At 71.7% G+C, this 16052-nt stretch carries 16 protein-coding genes; 5 read left to right on the top strand and 11 right to left on the bottom strand.

Going from position 1 to position 16052, the window contains the following annotated elements:
- The 11 genes from EXE58_RS09085 to EXE58_RS09035 all read right to left on the bottom strand — a co-directional run bounded on the left by EXE58_RS09085 (window position 1) and on the right by EXE58_RS09035 (window position 10892).
- Window positions 1-1602 carry an acyl-CoA carboxylase subunit beta gene (locus EXE58_RS09085; protein ID WP_135267582.1) on the bottom strand — a complete coding sequence of 534 codons (1602 nt, stop codon included), beginning with the start codon at window positions 1600-1602 and terminating at the stop codon, window positions 1-3.
- The gene (locus EXE58_RS09080) at window positions 1599-2075 is read right to left on the bottom strand and encodes an SRPBCC family protein (protein WP_135267581.1); all 477 of its coding nucleotides are present in this window, start codon (window positions 2073-2075) and stop codon (window positions 1599-1601) included. The genes EXE58_RS09085 and EXE58_RS09080 overlap by 4 nt, the downstream gene beginning before the upstream one ends.
- Entirely contained in the window at window positions 2072-3247 is a 1176-nt protein-coding gene (locus EXE58_RS09075) for an acyl-CoA dehydrogenase family protein (protein ID WP_244242503.1), read from the bottom strand. Before EXE58_RS09075 ends, EXE58_RS09080 begins: the two co-directional genes overlap by 4 nt.
- On the bottom strand, window positions 3244-5049 hold the full coding sequence (locus EXE58_RS09070) for an acyclic terpene utilization AtuA family protein (protein WP_135267579.1): 1806 nt from the start codon (window positions 5047-5049) through the stop codon (window positions 3244-3246). Before EXE58_RS09070 ends, EXE58_RS09075 begins: the two co-directional genes overlap by 4 nt.
- Window positions 5046-5825 carry a TIGR03084 family metal-binding protein gene (locus EXE58_RS09065; protein ID WP_135267578.1) on the bottom strand — a complete coding sequence of 260 codons (780 nt, stop codon included), beginning with the start codon at window positions 5823-5825 and terminating at the stop codon, window positions 5046-5048. Before EXE58_RS09065 ends, EXE58_RS09070 begins: the two co-directional genes overlap by 4 nt.
- The gene (locus tag EXE58_RS09060; protein WP_244242502.1) at window positions 5822-6421 is read right to left on the bottom strand and encodes a TetR/AcrR family transcriptional regulator; all 600 of its coding nucleotides are present in this window, start codon (window positions 6419-6421) and stop codon (window positions 5822-5824) included. Before EXE58_RS09060 ends, EXE58_RS09065 begins: the two co-directional genes overlap by 4 nt.
- A gap of 31 nt (window positions 6422-6452) precedes the next feature.
- Entirely contained in the window at window positions 6453-6632 is a 180-nt protein-coding gene (locus EXE58_RS09055; protein WP_135267577.1) for a hypothetical protein, read from the bottom strand.
- A gap of 241 nt (window positions 6633-6873) precedes the next feature.
- Window positions 6874-7449, bottom strand: coding sequence for a PepSY domain-containing protein (locus tag EXE58_RS09050; protein WP_135267576.1), 576 nt, complete (start codon window positions 7447-7449; stop codon window positions 6874-6876).
- An 89-nt stretch (window positions 7450-7538) separates the two neighbouring features.
- On the bottom strand, window positions 7539-8894 hold the full coding sequence (locus EXE58_RS09045) for a sensor histidine kinase (protein WP_135267575.1): 1356 nt from the start codon (window positions 8892-8894) through the stop codon (window positions 7539-7541).
- On the bottom strand, window positions 8887-9564 hold the full coding sequence (locus tag EXE58_RS09040) for a response regulator transcription factor (protein WP_135267574.1): 678 nt from the start codon (window positions 9562-9564) through the stop codon (window positions 8887-8889). The genes EXE58_RS09045 and EXE58_RS09040 overlap by 8 nt, the downstream gene beginning before the upstream one ends.
- A gap of 89 nt (window positions 9565-9653) precedes the next feature.
- Window positions 9654-10892, bottom strand: a complete 1239-nt coding sequence (locus tag EXE58_RS09035; protein ID WP_135267573.1) for a PucR family transcriptional regulator — start codon at window positions 10890-10892, stop codon at window positions 9654-9656.
- Window positions 10893-11044: 152 nt separating this feature from the next.
- Here EXE58_RS09035 and EXE58_RS09030 point away from each other — a divergent pair, with 152 nt between their 5' ends.
- The 5 genes from EXE58_RS09030 to EXE58_RS09010 are packed head-to-tail and all read left to right on the top strand — an operon-like array spanning window position 11045 to window position 15943.
- Complete coding sequence (locus EXE58_RS09030; RefSeq protein ID WP_135267572.1) at window positions 11045-11833, top strand: ABC transporter ATP-binding protein; 789 nt, start codon at window positions 11045-11047, stop codon at window positions 11831-11833.
- Window positions 11833-12537 carry an ABC transporter ATP-binding protein gene (locus EXE58_RS09025; protein ID WP_135267571.1) on the top strand — a complete coding sequence of 235 codons (705 nt, stop codon included), beginning with the start codon at window positions 11833-11835 and terminating at the stop codon, window positions 12535-12537. The genes EXE58_RS09030 and EXE58_RS09025 overlap by 1 nt, the downstream gene beginning before the upstream one ends.
- Before the next feature lie 45 nt (window positions 12538-12582).
- Window positions 12583-13461 (top strand): branched-chain amino acid ABC transporter permease, encoded by an 879-nt coding sequence (locus tag EXE58_RS09020; RefSeq protein WP_135267570.1) that lies wholly within the window; start codon window positions 12583-12585, stop codon window positions 13459-13461.
- The gene (locus tag EXE58_RS09015) at window positions 13461-14603 is read left to right on the top strand and encodes a branched-chain amino acid ABC transporter permease (protein WP_135267569.1); all 1143 of its coding nucleotides are present in this window, start codon (window positions 13461-13463) and stop codon (window positions 14601-14603) included. The genes EXE58_RS09020 and EXE58_RS09015 overlap by 1 nt, the downstream gene beginning before the upstream one ends.
- Entirely contained in the window at window positions 14600-15943 is a 1344-nt protein-coding gene (locus tag EXE58_RS09010) for an ABC transporter substrate-binding protein (protein ID WP_208544184.1), read from the top strand. Before EXE58_RS09015 ends, EXE58_RS09010 begins: the two co-directional genes overlap by 4 nt.
- Window positions 15944-16052: the final 109 nt, after the last annotated feature.

The raw sequence follows: 16052 nt of genomic DNA, 5'->3' as shown, positions 1-16052 counted from the left end.
TCACATTCGAAAGACGCCGAAGGACGTGGCGCCCTCGATCGGCTGGTTGTCGATGACGGAGAAGGCGATACCCAGGACGGTGCGGGTGTCGCGCGGGTCGATCACGCCGTCGTCGTAGAGCATCCCGGAGAGGACGTAGGGCAGGGACTGCTCCTCGACCATCGCCTCGACGAACTCGCGCATGCCCTTGTCGGCCTCCTCGTCGAAGGGCTTGCCCTTCGACTCGGCCGCGGCGCGGGAGACGATCGACAGCACGCCGGCCAGCTGGGCCGGGCCCATGACCGCGGACTTGGCGTTGGGCCAGGTGAAGAGGAAGCGCGGGTCGTAGGCGCGGCCGTTCATGCCGTAGTTCCCGGCGCCGTACGACGCCCCGATCAGCACCGAGATGTGCGGCACCGTGGAGTTGGAGACGGCGTTGATCATCATCGCGCCGTGCTTGATGATCCCGCCCTGCTCGTACTCCTTGCCGACCATGTAGCCGGTCGTGTTGTGGAGGAACAGCAGCGGGGTGTTCTTGGCGTTGGCGAGCTGGATGAACTGCGTGGCCTTCTGGGCCTCCTCGCTGAAGAGCACGCCCTGGGCGTTGGCGAGGATGCCGATCTCGCGGCCGTGCAGCCGGGCCCAGCCGGTGACCAGCGAGGCGCCGTACAACGGCTTGAACTCGTCGAAGGCGACCGCGTTGCCCGGCCCGGCCCCGTCGACGATCCGGGCGATCACCTCGCGCGGGTCGAAGGGCTCCTTGAGGTCGGTGGGGACGATGTCGAGCAGGCCTTCGGGGTCCTCGTCGGGCTCGGCGTAGCCGACGCCGTTGCCGGCGACGGTGGACGCCTTGCTCCAGTTCAGGCGCGCGACGATGCGGCGGCCCAGGCGCAGCGCGTCGTGCTCGTCCTCGGCGAGGTAGTCGGCCAGGCCGGAGGTCCGGGCGTGCATCTCGGCACCGCCCAGCGTCTCGTCGTCGCTCTCCTCACCGGTGGCCATCTTGACCAGGGGCGGGCCGGCGAGGAACACCTTGGCCTGCTCCTTGACCATCACGACGTAGTCGCTCATGCCGGGCACGTAGGCCCCACCGGCGGTGGAGTTGCCGAAGACGAGCGCGATCGTGGGGACACGGCGGGCCGAGGCACGGGTGAGCTCGCGGAAGATCTTGCCGCCGGGGATGAAGATCTCCTTCTGCGTCGGCAGGTCGGCGCCGGCCGACTCCACCAGCGAGATCATCGGGAGACGGTTCTCCTCGGCGATCTGCGCGGCCCGGAAGGTCTTCTTCAGCGTCCACGGGTTGGAGGCGCCGCCCTTCACCGTCGGGTCGTTGGCGGTGATCATGCACTCCATGCCCTCGACGACGCCGATGCCGGTGACGACCGAGGCGCCGACGGTGAAGTCGGAGCCCCAGCCGGCCAGCGGCGACAGCTCGAGGAACGCACTGCCCGGGTCGACCAGCAGCTCGATGCGCTCGCGCGGGGTGAGCTTGCCGCGCTCGTGGTGGCGGGCGACGTACTTCTCGCCTCCGCCTGCGACCGCCACGGCGTGCTGGGTGTCGAGGTCGGCGAGCTTCTCGAGCATCGCCTCGCGGTTGCCCTGGGGCTCGACCTGGGTGTCAGTCATGACTCCACCACTGCCTTCATCCGTTCCAATGTCGTGCGCATTCCGCGCCTGTTCGTGCGACCCCTCAGGGGGCCGAGGAGGGTCCAGTAGATCCGTGTGGGGAGGGCGGGCTCGAGGCGGAAGTACTCCGTCACGAGGGTGCCGCCGTCCTGCTGCTCGAGGCGGTAGCCCCAGTTGTTGACGGTCACCTGCGAGGAGCCGACGCTGAACTCGAAGAGCGACTCGGGATCGCAGTGGGTCACCCGGCACAGGGTCCAGTAGGTCGGTCCCACGCCGTTGCGCTTCACGTGGCCCTTGAACCAAGCCCCGGCCTCGGGGCCGGTCGAGCCGCGGGTCCACCTCGCCTCGAAGGTCTCGGGGCTGAACTCGCCGATCCGGGTCACGTCGCTGACGAGGTCCCACACCTCGGCGGGGGACGCGTCCATCCACAGCGAGACCTCGTCGCCGAGCGGGCCGAGGAAGGGCAGCTTCATGACGTGTAGCCCAACAGCTTGGCCGCCAGGTCGGCGAGCACCTCGCTCGCACCACCGCCGATGGGCAGCAGCCGCGCGTCGCGGTAGTGCCGCTCCACCTCGGTGCCGCGCATGTAGCCGGTGCCGCCGTGCAGCTGCACGGCCTGGTCGGTGACGTACGACGCCGTGTTGCAGGCCGTCTCCTTCGCCAGGCAGACCTGGGCGATGGTCTCGGTGGTGACCCCGACCTCGACGTAGAGGTGGGCGACCGCGTGGGCCTGGGCCTTGGCGGCCTCGACCTGGCGGCGCATCTCGACGAGCTTGTGGCGCACGACCTGGCGCTTGATCAGCGGCTCGCCGAACGTCACGCGCTCGCGGCAGTACTGCGCGGTCAGCTCGAGCGACCGCTCAGCAATGCCGTAGCCGTGGACGGCCAGCGCCAGGCGCTCGGCCACGAACTGCTCGGCGATGTAGAAGAAGCCGGCGTTCTCCTCGCCGACCAGGTTGGTCACCGGGACGCGCACGTCGACGTAGGAGAGCTCGCCGGTGTCGGAGCAGTGCCAGCCGAGCTTGCCGAGCTTGCGGTCGACGTTGAAGCCGGGGGTGTCGGTCGGCACCACGATCATCGAGATGCCGCCGGAGCCCGGGCCGCCGGTGCGCACGGCCGTGGTGACGAAGTCGGCGCGGGTGGCCGAGGTGATGAAGGTCTTGGCGCCGTTGATGACGAAGTGGTCGCCGTCGCGCACGGCTGTCGTACGCAGGGAGCCCACGTCGGAGCCGCCGTCGGGCTCGGTGATGCCGAGCGAGCCGATCAGCTCTCCGGCCAGCGTGGGGGTGACCCAGCGCGCCTTGAGCTCGTCGCTGCCGTGGGCCGCGATGTGCGGGACGGCGATGCCGTGGGTGAACAGCGCAGACATCAGGCCCGACGACGCACCGCCGGCGAGCATGCCCTCCTGGACCGCGATCGTGTCGAGCGCGTCGCCCCCGGACCCACCGACGGCCTCCTCGAAGCCGACGCCGAGCAGTCCGGCCGCCGCAGCCCTGGCGTGGAGCTCGCGCGGGACTGCGCCCGCGTCCTCCCACGCCTGGAGGTGGGGCAGGACCTCGCGGCGCGCGAACTCCGCCGCCGCCTCCTTCAGCACGGTCCGGTCGGCGGCACTCGAGCGCTCCACCTCGGTCGTAGCGGTGTTCACAGCAGCCCCTCCTCGACGGTGACGTGACGCGCCCTGACCCATTCGCCCAGGGCCTTCGCCTGCGGGTCGGTGCGCGTCGACGCCGCGACACCCGCTCCCAGCAGGCCGTGGACCACCACGTTGACCGCCCCCATGTGCGGCAACGCGTAGACGTCGATGTCGAGGCCGGCAGCCTCGGGAACGAGGCGCTCGACCCACTCCGGCGTGACGGTGGCCAGCAGCCACTCCACGCGGGCCTCGTACTTGTCGTCGGCTGCGTCCGGCGTGTCCGCGACTCCGTCGCGGGGGATCCACAGGCCGAGGTTGGCGTTGCCGCCCTTGTCGCCCGAGCGGGCGTGGACCAGGCGACCCAGCGGGACGGTGCTGCCGGACTGCCCCGACGAGTCGGACGTCGTACCCGTGGCCGTGCTGCGGCCCGCGTCGGCGACGTCGGCGTCGCCGAAGACGGTCGGGTCGGTGACGACCTCGCGGCGCCCGTCGGCGTGCACCACGGTGTGGACGACCTCGTCACGCGAGACGTAGTAGGGCTGGTAGATGGCGTACGGCGACGCGTGGCCGGGCGGCGACGTCAGCGTGCAACCCGGGTAGGACGCCAGGGCGATCTCGACGGCCGGGGCGGTGAACCCCTTGCCCGCGACTTTGGCGTCGGGGTCGAGCGCCACGCAGCGCAGCACCGTGGCGGCCTCGCCCATGGTCGCGGGGTCCTCGACGGGGGCCGGCCCGAGCGTCCACTCGACCTGGGCGGGTGCGTTGTCACCCCACTGCGCGGTGACCTGCTCCTTGACCCCCGCGACCTTCTCGGTCACGTCGAGGCCGGTGATCAGGAACTCCATCGTGTTGCGGAAGCCGCCGAGGGTGTTGACGCAGACCTTCAGCGTCTCCGGCGGTGCCTCGCCCCGGACGCCGAAGATCTCGACGCGGTCTTCGCCGACCTGCGCGAGCCGGACCGAGGTGAGGTCGACGGTGACGTCGGGGTTGAGGTACTTGCCCGACTGGATCTCGTAGACCATCTGCGCGGTGACGGTGTCGACGGTGACGGCGCCGCCGGTGCCCTCGTGCTTGGTGATGACCGTGGTGCCGTCGGCGGCGATCTCGGCGATCGGGAAGCCCAGGGACTTACCGAACAGTCCGGGGGTCCTCGCGGCCGATCCACCCCGCGACTGTTCGGTAGATCGGGCCAGGTCGAGGAAGCCGGAGAAGTTGCCCCCGGTGGCGTGGGTGCCGCACTCGACGACGTGCCCGGCGACGAGTGCGCCGGCCAGCTCGTCGTACGACGTCTCGGTCCACCCGTGGTGGGCGACGGCCGGGCCGACGACCAGCGAGGCGTCGGTGACGCGGCCGGTCACGACGACGTCGGCACCGCCACGCAGGGCGGCGGCGATGCCGAAGCCGCCGAGGTAGGCGTTGGCCGTGAGCGCGCCCTCGAAGCCGAGGTCGGCCGCCCTGGGCCGCAGGTCGTCGCCCTCGACGTGGGCGACGGCGACGTCGAGGCCCAGCCCGGACGCGACCTCACGGAGCTTGTCGGCCAGCCCGGCGGGGTTGAGCCCGCCGGCGTTGGCGACGATCTTCACGCGCTTCTCGAGCGCCAGGCCGAGGGTGTCCTCGCACTGGCGGACGAAGGTGCGGGCATAGCCGAGGCTGGGGTCCTTGAGGGTGTCCTTGCCGAGGATCAGCATCGTCAGCTCGGCGAGGTAGTCGCCGGTCAGGACGTCGAGGTCACCGCCCTCGAGCATCTCGCGCATCGCCGAGAGGCGGTCGCCGTAGAAGCCCGAGCAGTTGCCGATGCGCACTGATCCACTCATCGCGGATCCCTCCCCGAACCCGCCGGGCCGGCGAAGGCCTGCGCGACGTCGAGCCAGCGGTCGGCGTCGGGACCGGTCGCCACCAGGGCGGTGTCGGCGCGGTTGACGCGCTGGGTCACCAGCCGTACGAAGTCGCCGGCCGGACCCGTCACCGTCTGCGAGGCGTCCTCGGGGCCGAACGACCAGACCTCGCCCGAGGGTGCGACCAGGTCGACGCGGAACTCCTCGGCCGGCTTCTCGAGGCCGTTCTGGGTGAAGGCGTAGTTGCGGGTGCGGACCCCGAGGTGGGCGATGTGCCGGATGCGGTCGGTGTCCTCCATCTCGACGCCGAGCCCCTCGTGGACGTCGAGGCTGTGCGCCCAGGTCTCCATCAACCGGGCGGTGGCCATGGAGGCGGGCGACATCGGCGGGCCGAACCACGGCATCTTCTCGCCGGCCGGGTAGGCGGCCAGCGTCGCCTGGAGGGTCCTGCGCGCCCCGCGCCACCGCTCGAGGAGGTCGGGGTCCTGGGCGATCTGCAGCGCGCTGGCGTCGACGTAGCCCGTGGGGTCGTTGATCGCCTCCAGGACGTAGCCGTCCCAGACGGCCTTGTCGGTGGCGGCGGCGGTGGCGACCTCGTCGGTCCAGGCGAGGTGGGCCACCTGGGTGGCGACGTCCCAGCCCTCCGCGGGGGTGGGCGTGCGCCAGCCCTGCTCGTCGAGCTCGGCGACCAGGGCGTCGAGCCGGTCGCCCTCGGCCTGGAAGTCGGCGAGGAGGGTGGTGAGGAGGTCGGTCATCGGTTCAGCTCCCGGTCGAGGACGTCAGCCCAGTGGTCGAGGATGCGGCGGCGCCGCGCGGTGTCGTCCGAGAACGTGTTGGCGAGGCCGAGGCCGCGCACGAGGTCGAGGGTCGCCTGCACCAGCTCGCGCACGCCCGGCTGGGACTCGTCGGCGCCGAGCGCGACCGACGTCAGCTTGTGGGTCTCGCGCCCGACGCGCTGCTCAAGGGGTCTCACCGCCGCCGACAGGGTCTCGTCGGTGCGGGCGGCGACCCAGAGCTCGAGGGCCGCGACGAAGACGGGCGAGGCGAAGTGGTCGCCGAGCATCTCCAGCACCGCGCGAGTACGACGCTTCCCGCCGGGCAGCGCTGCCACGGCTTCGGCGAGCTCGGCGGCACGCAGCTCGGTGAGGTGCTCGACGGCGGCGACGACGAGGTCGTTCTTGGTCGGGAAGTGGTGCAGCTGGGCTCCCCGACTCACGCCCGCGCGCTCAGAGACCAGCGTCGTCGACGTGCCCGTGAAGCCGCGCTCGACCAGCAGGTCGACCGTCGCCTCCAGCAGCCTGGCCCGCATGACACGGGTCCGCTCCTCCTGGGGCACGCGGGTCGTGGTCATGGAGGAAGCATGTCGAGAAACAAACAAACAGTCAAGCCTGACTTTTTATGACCGCTCCCACCACGACACCGAGCCCTGCGCCCATGGCAGTGCCCAGGGCGATGCCGGGCCCGCCGGCGAGCACGACGCCCAAGGCTGCGCCGACACCGGCACCGACGGAGATCCCCATGGCGGGCCACAGGTCCGGGTCGATCCGCGTGTGCACGCTCATGTGCCTCGACCTCCCGCGCAGGCGATCGCCTCGGGCTTCGACGGCCGGAGCACTCGAGCGGCCTGCCCTCCCATTCTCCTCCGTGTGCGCCCCCGGCGGCGGTGTTCCCTGGGTCACCCTGCGGCCGGCAGCAACGCACCCAGGGAGCTGCGCACGCGTCCGCATCGTCGTACGACAGTCGGGACGTGTGGCGATCCGGATGTCAGGACGGCCGGATCGCCACACGTCGCCAACAGCGATGTCAGTCGCGGGTCTTGCTGAGCACCTGGAAGTCGGCGTCGAGCGTGACGTCCCAGTCGACGTCGTCCGCGCGGACGTCGACCTCGTAGGCCTCCCCCGCGTCGTCGCTGGCCTCGACCTGCTGCACGGTACCGCCGCCGACGGCGTCGAGGGCCGCCTCCTCGGCGGACCTGCGCTCCTCCTCGCTGAGCACTCGGTCGTCGGCGTCCGGAGTCGCGTCGTCGGTGGCGTCGTCACGGTCGTCAGCGGCGTCGTCCGAGTCGTCGGCGTCGTCGGCGTCGTCGGCCTCCTGGCTGAGGACGTTCAGGTCCTCGTCCAGCTCGACGTCGACCTCGGTGCCGTCGTCCTTGCGGACCTCGACCTCGTAGGCCTGTCCGGGGTCGTCGCTGCTCTCCACGTCGACGGCCTCGCCGCCTCCTGCGGCCTCGACTGCGGCGGCTGCGACGCGGTCGCGGTCAGCACCCGTCACGTCGTCCTGGGCCGTCGCCGACCACACGGTCGCGCCGACGCCGCCGAGCGCGAGGACGGCGATGGTGGGGATGACGACGGCCTTGCGGCGGAGCTTGTCGATCTTCATGTGAGGGCCTTTCGGGGGTTCATCGGCTGGGTCGTGACCAGCGTGCAACGACCTCGCTGAAGCCCACCTGAACGAGCCTGAAGGCGCTTTCAGCCGACCGCGCGAGGGAGGCGTACGACGAACCGCGCACCGCCCAGCCCGGAGGCCGATGCCTCGACCGTGCCGCCGTGAGCAGCCACGATCTCGCGGACGATGGCCAGCCCCAGACCGCTGCCACCGGCGTCGCGGGCGCGAGCCTCGTCCAGCCGCACGAACCTCTCGAAGACCCGGTTGCGGTCGTCCGGCGCGATCCCCGGGCCGTCGTCCTCGACGACGAGCTCGCTGCCCGCCTCGGTCTCGCGGACGGTCAGGGCGACGACCTGGGACGCGTGCCGCGCCGCGTTGTCGATGAGGTTCTGCACGACCTGGCCGAGGGCCGCCCGGTCGCCGCGCACCCGCGCCGGTCCGACCTGCGTGGTGTCGATGCGCAGCTCCGGGCGGTGTAGCCGACGCGCCCCTGCCAGCGCCAGGTCGTCGAGGTCGACGTCCTGGACGGCCCGGGTGACCGCGCCCTCGTCGGCGCGGGTGAGCAGCAGCAGCTGCTCGACGAGGCGCTGCATGCGCGCGGACTCCTCGAGCACGGCGTCCGCGAGCTCGCCCTCGGGAAGCGCGCCGGGATGCGCCCGGGCCACCTCGGCGGTCTGGCGGATGCTCGACAGCGGTGAGCGCAGCTCGTGGGACGCGTCGCTGACGAACTGCTGCTGCCGGTCTCGCGAGTCCTGGAGCCGTTGCAGCATCTGGTTCATCGTGCGCGCGAGCCGGTGGATCTCGTCGCGCGAGGAGGGCTCGGGCACCCGCCGTTCGAGCTGGGCCCCGGTGATCTGGTCGACCTCGCGGCGAATGCGGTCCACAGGCGCCAGCGCCCGGGTCGCCACGACCCAGGTCGTGCCCCCGACGAGCAGGAGCAGCAGCGGGAGCCCGACCACCAACGGCAGCACCATCGCGCTCGTCGAGTCCTCGACGTCCTCGAGCGAGACCGCGACCGAGACGACGTACCGACCGTCGCCGGCCTCGGCGTCCTCGGTGACCACGAGGTAGGGATGGTCGGCGCCAGGAAGCTGCACCTCGTCGGCGTCGTCGGTCGGCAGCGGCCTCCCGAGCAGTTGCGAGGCGCCTACGACGCCCCCGGTCGCGTCGGTCACCTGCCAGACCAGCTCATCCGGCTCGTCGTCGAGGTCGCCGTCGTCGTCGACCGGCTCGGGCTCAGGGAGGCCGGAGGTCTCGACCTGCGCGGCCAGGGCGGAGGCCCGCTGCTCGGCGGTGCTCTCGAGGCCGTCGTGCAGCGATCCGCGGACCAGGGCCACCAGCGCGAGGGCGCCCAGGAGCAGCGCCAGTGCCACGACCAGCACGGCCGCGACCGTCGTACGCACCCGCACCGACGCGCGTGCCCAGCGCGGCTCAGCCACCGTTGCTCGTCAACCGGTAGCCGGCGCCCCGCAGCGTCTGGATCGCCTCGCGCCCGAAGGGGCGGTCGAGCTTGTTGCGCAGGTGCCGGACGTAGACCTCGACGATGTTGGGGTCGCCCTCGAAGTCGCTGTCCCAGACGGCCTCGAGGATCTGCCGCTTCGAGAGCACGTCGCCGGCGTGGCGGGCGAGGAAGGCCAGCAGCGAGAACTCCCGGGCGGTCAGCTCGATCTCGACGTCGCCGCGCCAGACCCGTCTGGCGGCGGGGTCGACGCGGAGGTCCCCCACCTCGAGCTCGGTGGGCCGCTCCCGGGCGCCGCGGCGGGCGATCGCCCGGACCCGGGCCACGAGCACGGGGAAGGAGAACGGCTTGGTGAGGTAGTCGTCGGCGCCGGTGTCGAGCCCCTCGACCTGGTCCCACTCGCCGTCCTTGGCGGTGAGCATCAGGATCGGGGTCCAGTCCTGCTCCTTGCGCAGGGTCTCGCAGACCTTGTAGCCGTTGATCCCCGGCAGCATCAGGTCGAGCAGGATGGCGTCGTACTGGTTCTCCCGCGCGAGCCACAGCCCGTCGGTGCCGTCGTGGGCCACGTCGACCGCGAAGCCCTCGGCCTCCAGGCCCACGCGCAGCGACTGGGCCAGCCGCACCTCGTCGTCGACCACGAGCAGGCGCATCCTGCCTCCCTACCCCTCGGACCTACGCATCGGTTGGGCCCCAGTCTCGCCCACCCTTGCTGAAGCCCGGCTGAATGCCATCGCCGACGCTAGGGGCGCGCCCGCGCCATCAGCGCCAGCCCCAGCAGCATCTTGTCGCGGGGGTCGGCCAGCGAGCGGCCGGTGAGCTGCTCGATCTGCTTCATCCGGTAGATCACGGTGTTGCGGTGGCAGTAGAGGTCGGCGGCCGCGTGGGTGGGCGACCCGTCGTGCTGCAGCAGCGCCGCGAGCGTGTCGAGCAGCATCTGCGCCTGCGCCCGAGGGAGGGCCAGGATCGGCCCCAGGGTCTCGGCGAGCAGCCGAGGAGCGACCTGCGGACTCCCGGCGAGCAGCACCTCGGGCAGCCGGTCGGTCACGGCCACGACCCGGTGCTCGCCGCGCGGCACGGTCTCGGCCGCGCGGTGCGCCAGCTGGAACGCCGTCGCGAAGCCGGCCACGCCCTCCAGGCTGGCGGCGATGCCCATCCGCCCGGGCGCGTGCGCCTCGAAGATCTGCACCAGCCCCGTCTCCGAGGGCAGCGCCCCCGACAGCAAGCCGTAGTAGACGCCGGAGCGCACGTGCCAGCGGGCCGTGATGCCGAGCCGGTCGAGCCGGTCCTCCACGGGACCGAGGGAGTCGCCGGTGTCCGTCCCGTCGTGTACGACGACCACGCACGCGATGTCGTCGTCGGGACCGACCTGCAGGGCGGTCCTGGCCTCGTCGGCGAACATCGGGTCGGCGCCGCGTCCCTCGATCAGGCTGTCGAGGACGGCCTGCTCGCGCTGCAGGTCCTGGCGCTGGATGCGGGCGCTCTCGCGCCGGTAGGCGTCGATGAGCACGGTGTTCTGCACGTCGAGGGTGCTCCACACCTCGCGCGCGGCAGTCAGCAGGACCTGGTCGTCCACCCCGGCCGACGGGTCGGCGGAGACCTTGGTGACGAGTGCCTCCCAGAGGATCCGGGCACCGAGGTTGTAGGCGTTGAGCACCAGCTCCAGCGGCACCCCCTGGCGGGCCCGCCGCCGTCCGGTCTCGCGCCACAGCTCCACGGCGTTGTCACCGGTCGTCGTGCTGTGGTCGGGGCGGGCGCCTTGATCGGGGTGGGCGGCGAGGATCCGCAGCCCCCGGCGGATGTGCTCTCGGGTGCTCGCCCGCACGTCGACGCGGAACTCCGGCCCGATCCGGTCCCACAGGTCCCCGTCGCGCTCGAAGAGCGTCAGCGTGATGCTGTCGGCGATGGTGTCGGACTGGCCCAGGAGCAGCCCCCACGCATGGTGGAGAGCGGTCTCCGCCGTGTGAGCCGTCCCGGTCATGTCAGCACGTTCGCACTCCGCGCACAACCATGACCAGACCTCAGCGCGAATTGTTGCAAGAGGACCAAGGTCTTTTGTGCTGCCAGCCCAATGACGTCGATGTGCCCGCACACCAAGGTGGTACAGGTCACACCGCCCAAACAGGAGGCACCATGGGCCCAGAGCTCGACGACCCGGTCCGTACGCTCGACCTCGAGCTGCGCGACATCACCGTCCGCTTCGGCGGGCTGGTCGCGCTCTCCGACGTCACGCTGGGGGTCTCCCCCCGGCAGGTGCACGGCGTCATCGGCCCCAACGGCGCCGGCAAGACCACCGTCTTCAACGTGGCGTGCGGCTTCGTCACCCCCGACGAGGGCGACGTCGTACGCAGCGGACGGCGGCTCTCCAAGGTCCGGCCCCACGACCTCGCGGGGCTGGGGATGGCCCGGACGCTGCAGGGCCTGGGCCTCTTCGACCGCGTCACCGTCCTCGAGAACGTGATGACCGGCGCCGACCGCCACGCCCGCGCCGGGTTCCTGAGCGCGCTGCTGGCGCTGCCCCGCTCGGGGGCCGACGAGAGGGACCTGCGCGAGCGGGCGATGGCGACCCTCGACTCACTGGGCATCGCCCAGGTGGCCGACTACTACCCCGCCAGCCTCCCCTACCCCGTGCGCAAGCGCGTCGCGCTGGCCCGCGCCCTCGTGGCGGAGCCCGAGCTCCTGCTGCTCGACGAGCCGGCGAGCGGCCTCTCGTCCGACGAGATGGACGAGCTGGGCGACCTCATCACCTCCCTCACCGACCGGATGTCGGTCCTCCTGGTGGAGCACCACATGGACCTCGTCATGCGCGTCTGCGACGAGATCACGGTGCTCGACTTCGGCAAGGTGATCGCCCGCGGCACCCCCGACGAGGTGCGCTCCGACCCGGCCGTGCTCGACGCCTACCTCGGGGAGGACGTCTGATGCTCACCATCGACCGGCTCACCGTCGGCTACGGCCCCGTCAACGCGCTCCACGAGGTGACGCTGAGCGCCGAGAAGGGCGAGATCACCGCCGTGCTCGGCGCCAACGGCGCCGGCAAGACCACCCTGCTGCGCACCGTCTCCGGGCTCCACCGCGCCCGCAGCGGCACCGTGGAGCTGGCCGGCCAACCGATCGGCTGCGTCCCGGCCGAGGACATGCCCCGGCTCGGGATGGCCCACGTGCCCGAGGGACGCGGGGTCATCACCGAGCTCGACGTGGAGGAGAACCTCCGCCTGGGCGGCCTCGGCCGGGGCGGCCGCGTGAGCGAGGAGGACCTCTCGCTCGCCTTCGACCTCTTCCCCGTGCTGGCCGACCGTCGCGCCCAGCAGGCCGGGACGCTGTCGGGCGGCGAGAGGCAGATGCTCGTCATCGGCCGCGCCCTGATGGCCCGCCCGTCGCTGCTGCTGCTCGACGAGCCCTCCCTGGGCCTGGCGCCGCGCATCGTCGCCCAGATCTTCGCGATGCTCCGCGACCTCGTGCGCGACCAGGGGCTCACGGTGCTGCTGGTCGAGCAGAACGCCCGCAGCGCCCTCTCGGTCGCCGACCGCGGCGTGGTCCTGCACCTGGGTCGCGTCGTCGCCGACGAGCAGGCCTCCGTGCTGGCCTCCGACGACCAGCTCCGCCACGCCTACCTCGGCTTCTGACCCAGCCACGACAACCCGAGCCCCCGACAAGGAGACACGCGTCCCGTGCAACAGCTCATCAACACCGCCCTGGGCGGGCTCACCCAGGGGATGGTCTTCGCCGCGTTCGCGCTGGCACTGGTCCTCATCTGGCGCTCGACACGCATCGTGAACTTCGCCCAGGCGCCGATGGCGATGGTCACCACGTTCGTCGCGCTGGTCGTGATCGAGCAGGGCTACTCCTACTGGCTCGCCTTCGCGGCGGCGCTGCTCTCCGGCCTGCTGCTCGGCGCCTTCCTCGAGCGGGTCGTCGTACGCCCCGTGGAGGGGAAGTCCGAGATCAACGCCGTGATCCTGACGCTGGCGCTCTTCATCGTGCTGCACGCCGGGGCGGCGGTCGTCTTCGGCAACAGCTACCGCTCCTTCCCCGCGCCCTTCGGCATCCGCGGGTTCGAGGTCGGTGACCGCACCATCGCGCTGACCGGCTTCGGCGTCTTCCGGATCGTCTCGGTGCTGGTGGTGATGGCGCTGCTCGTCGCGCTCTTCCGCTACACCGACCTGGGGCTGCGGATGCGCGCGGCGGCGTTCAACCCCGAGGTCGCGAGGCTGCTGGGCGTCCGGGTCGGCCGGATGATGACGATCGGCTGGGCGCTGGCATCGGTCGTCGGCTCACTGGCCGGTCTCCTGATCGCCGGCGGCAACCTGGTGCACCCCGGATACATGGACTCGGTGGTCGTCTACGGGTTCGTGGCCGCCGTGCTCGGCGGGCTCGACAGCCCCCTCGGGGCGGTCGTCGGCGGGCTGGTGCTCGGCCTCTCCCTGGCGTTCGTCAGCGGGTACGTCGGCGGGCAGCTCGTCGCGCTCGCCGCGCTGCTGATCCTGATGGTGGTCCTCACCCTGCGGCCCGGCGGGCTCTTCTCGGCCACGGCGGAGAGGAGGGTCTGATGCGCAGGCTGCACCTTCCCTCCAGCACGCTGGCCCGCCACCTGCTGGGCGCGGCCCTCGGGCTGGTCGTGGTCATCCTCGTCCTCCAGGGCGTGAGCGACTTCCGGCGCTTCCAGCTTGCCGAGATGGCCTACCTCGGCATCGCCGTGGGCGGGCTGACCGTGCTCACCGGGCTCAACGGCCAGCTATCGCTGGGCCACGGCGCCCTGATGGCGTTCGGCGCCTACACCGCCGCCCTGCTGCTCCCCGACCGCGAGGCGAGCACCCCGTTGCCGCTGGTCGTGCTGGCGGCGGTCGCGGTGACGCTGGTCGTGGGTGCGGCCGTCGGCATCGCCGCGGCCCGGCTGCACGGCCCCTACCTCGCCGGCGCCACGCTGGCCCTGGCGGTGGCGGTGCCGGGCATCGCGCTCTACTTCAAGGAGACCCTGGGCGGCGAGCAGGGCCTGCGCATCGTGATGCCGGACCGGCCCGGATGGGCCGAGGAGGCGACCTTCTTCGTCACCGGCCAGGAGCTCACCACGGCCGGCTGGGTCGCCTTCCTGTCGTGGAGCACGCTGATCCTCACCTACTTCCTGCTCGCCAACCTCTCCCGCAGCCGGGTCGGTCGCCGCTGGCGCGCGGTCCGCGACGACGAGGTCAGCGCCCAGCTCGCCGGCATCGACCTGGGCCGGGCCCGCGTCTCGGCCTTCATGGTGAGCGCGGCCGCTGCCGGGGCAGCCGGCGCGATGCTCGGGCTGGCCGTCCGCCTGGCCGCGCCCAGCTCGTTCACCCTGACGATCAGCCTCACCCTGGTCGCGGCGATCGTCCTCGGCGGGCTGGGCAGCCTCACCGGCGCCCTGCTGGGCGCCGCGCTGCTGACCTTCCTGCCGCAGGTGGTCACCCAGGTCGGCACGGCAAACGGGCTCAGCGACATCCAGGCCGCCGAGCTGGCGCCGCTGGTCTACGGGCTGGTGATGGTCGCGGTGATCCTCCTGGCGCCGGCCGGCCTCTTCGGCACGGTCCACCAGGCCGTCGTACGACGTCGGCTGCAGCGCCGCGCCACCGCCGCCGCTGCTGCTGGCGGCCCGCACCCGACCACCCCGGACTCACCGGACGCCATCGGCACCGACGACACCACCACTACAGAGGGAGTTCCACGATGAATCGCAATCACTGGAGGCGGCCACGCCTCCTCGCACTGACGGGGGTCATCGTCTCGGCGATGGTCCTCAGCTCCTGCGGCGCAGGTGGCCGCGACGACGGTGACGGCGGTGACGGCGAGGGCGGCGGCGCCTCCGACGTCGGCGTCACTGCCGACTCGGTGAAGATCGGCGCGCACTTCCCCCTGACCGGGGTCGCGGCGCCGGGCTACAGCGAGATCCCCACCGGGGCCAAGGCCTACTTCGACTACGTCAACGCACAGGGCGGCGTGCACGGACGTCAGATCGAGTACATCGTCAAGGACGACGGCTACAACCCGACCAACACCAGCAAGGTCACCAACGAGCTGCTGCTGCAGGACGAGATCTTCGCGATGGTCGGCGGGCTCGGGACCCCCACCCACAGTGCGGTCGTCGACCAGCTCAACAGCGAGGGCGTGCCCGACCTCTTCGTCTCCTCCGGCTCGCTGATGTGGGGTGACGACCCCGAGGCGCGGCCGATGACGTTCGGCTGGCAGCCCGACTACGAGATTGAAGGCAAGATCATCGGCCAGTACATCGCCGAGAACATGCCCGACGCCAAGGTCGGCCTGTTCCTCCAGGACGACGACCTCGGTGAGGACGCCGAGAAGGGCATCCGCCAGTTCCTCGACGACCAGATCGTCGCCGTGGAGCGCTACACCTCCGGCACCCAGGACGTCGGCCCGCAGATCGCCGGTCTCCAGGGCGCCAAGGCCGATTTGGTCCTCGGCTTCAACACGCCGTCCTACACCGCGCTGGCCAAGCTCGTCGCGATGACGATCGGCTACAACCCGGACTGGTACTTCAGCAGCATCGGGTCGGACCCGACGCTCGTCGGCGGCCTGCTGGCGAAGTTCTCCGAGGGCAAGGTCAAGGGCGCCAGCGCGCTCGACGGCGTGATGACCTCCGAGTACATCCCCGGCATCGACCAGCCCGACGACCCGTGGGTGCAGCTGTGGCAGAAGGTCTGGGACGAGCACGGCACCGACGGCAAGCTCACCAACTACCGGATCTACGGCATGTCCCACGCCTACGCGTTCGTGCAGGCGCTGCAGGCCGCCGGCGAGGACCTGACGCGTGAGGGCATCGTCGAGGCGCTGGAGGAGAACGGCGAGTCGATGGCCGGGCCGCAGCTCGCGCCGTTCCGCTACGGCGAGGACAGCCACATGGGCATCTCGGGGCTGCGCATCGTCGAGCTCGCGGGCACGACCTCCGAGCCGCTGACCGAGGTGCTGGTCAGCGACATCGGTGACGCCGAGATCGCCGAGGACGACTCCGAGCAGGCAGGTGACGCCCCGCCGGAGAGCGGCGTCCCGGAGTAGAACCGCACGACCGGGGCCCGGACACCGCAGGGTGTCCGGGCCTCGTCGCGTCCGGACGTCAGTAGGGTGCGGAGCGACGATCCGGCGACCAGCGCCGGCGCACGAGGGA

Source organism: Nocardioides seonyuensis (assembly GCF_004683965.1).
In the GTDB taxonomy this organism is placed as follows: Bacteria; Actinomycetota; Actinomycetes; order Propionibacteriales; family Nocardioidaceae; genus Nocardioides; species Nocardioides seonyuensis.
This window is presented reverse-complemented; position numbering and strand designations above follow the sequence as displayed.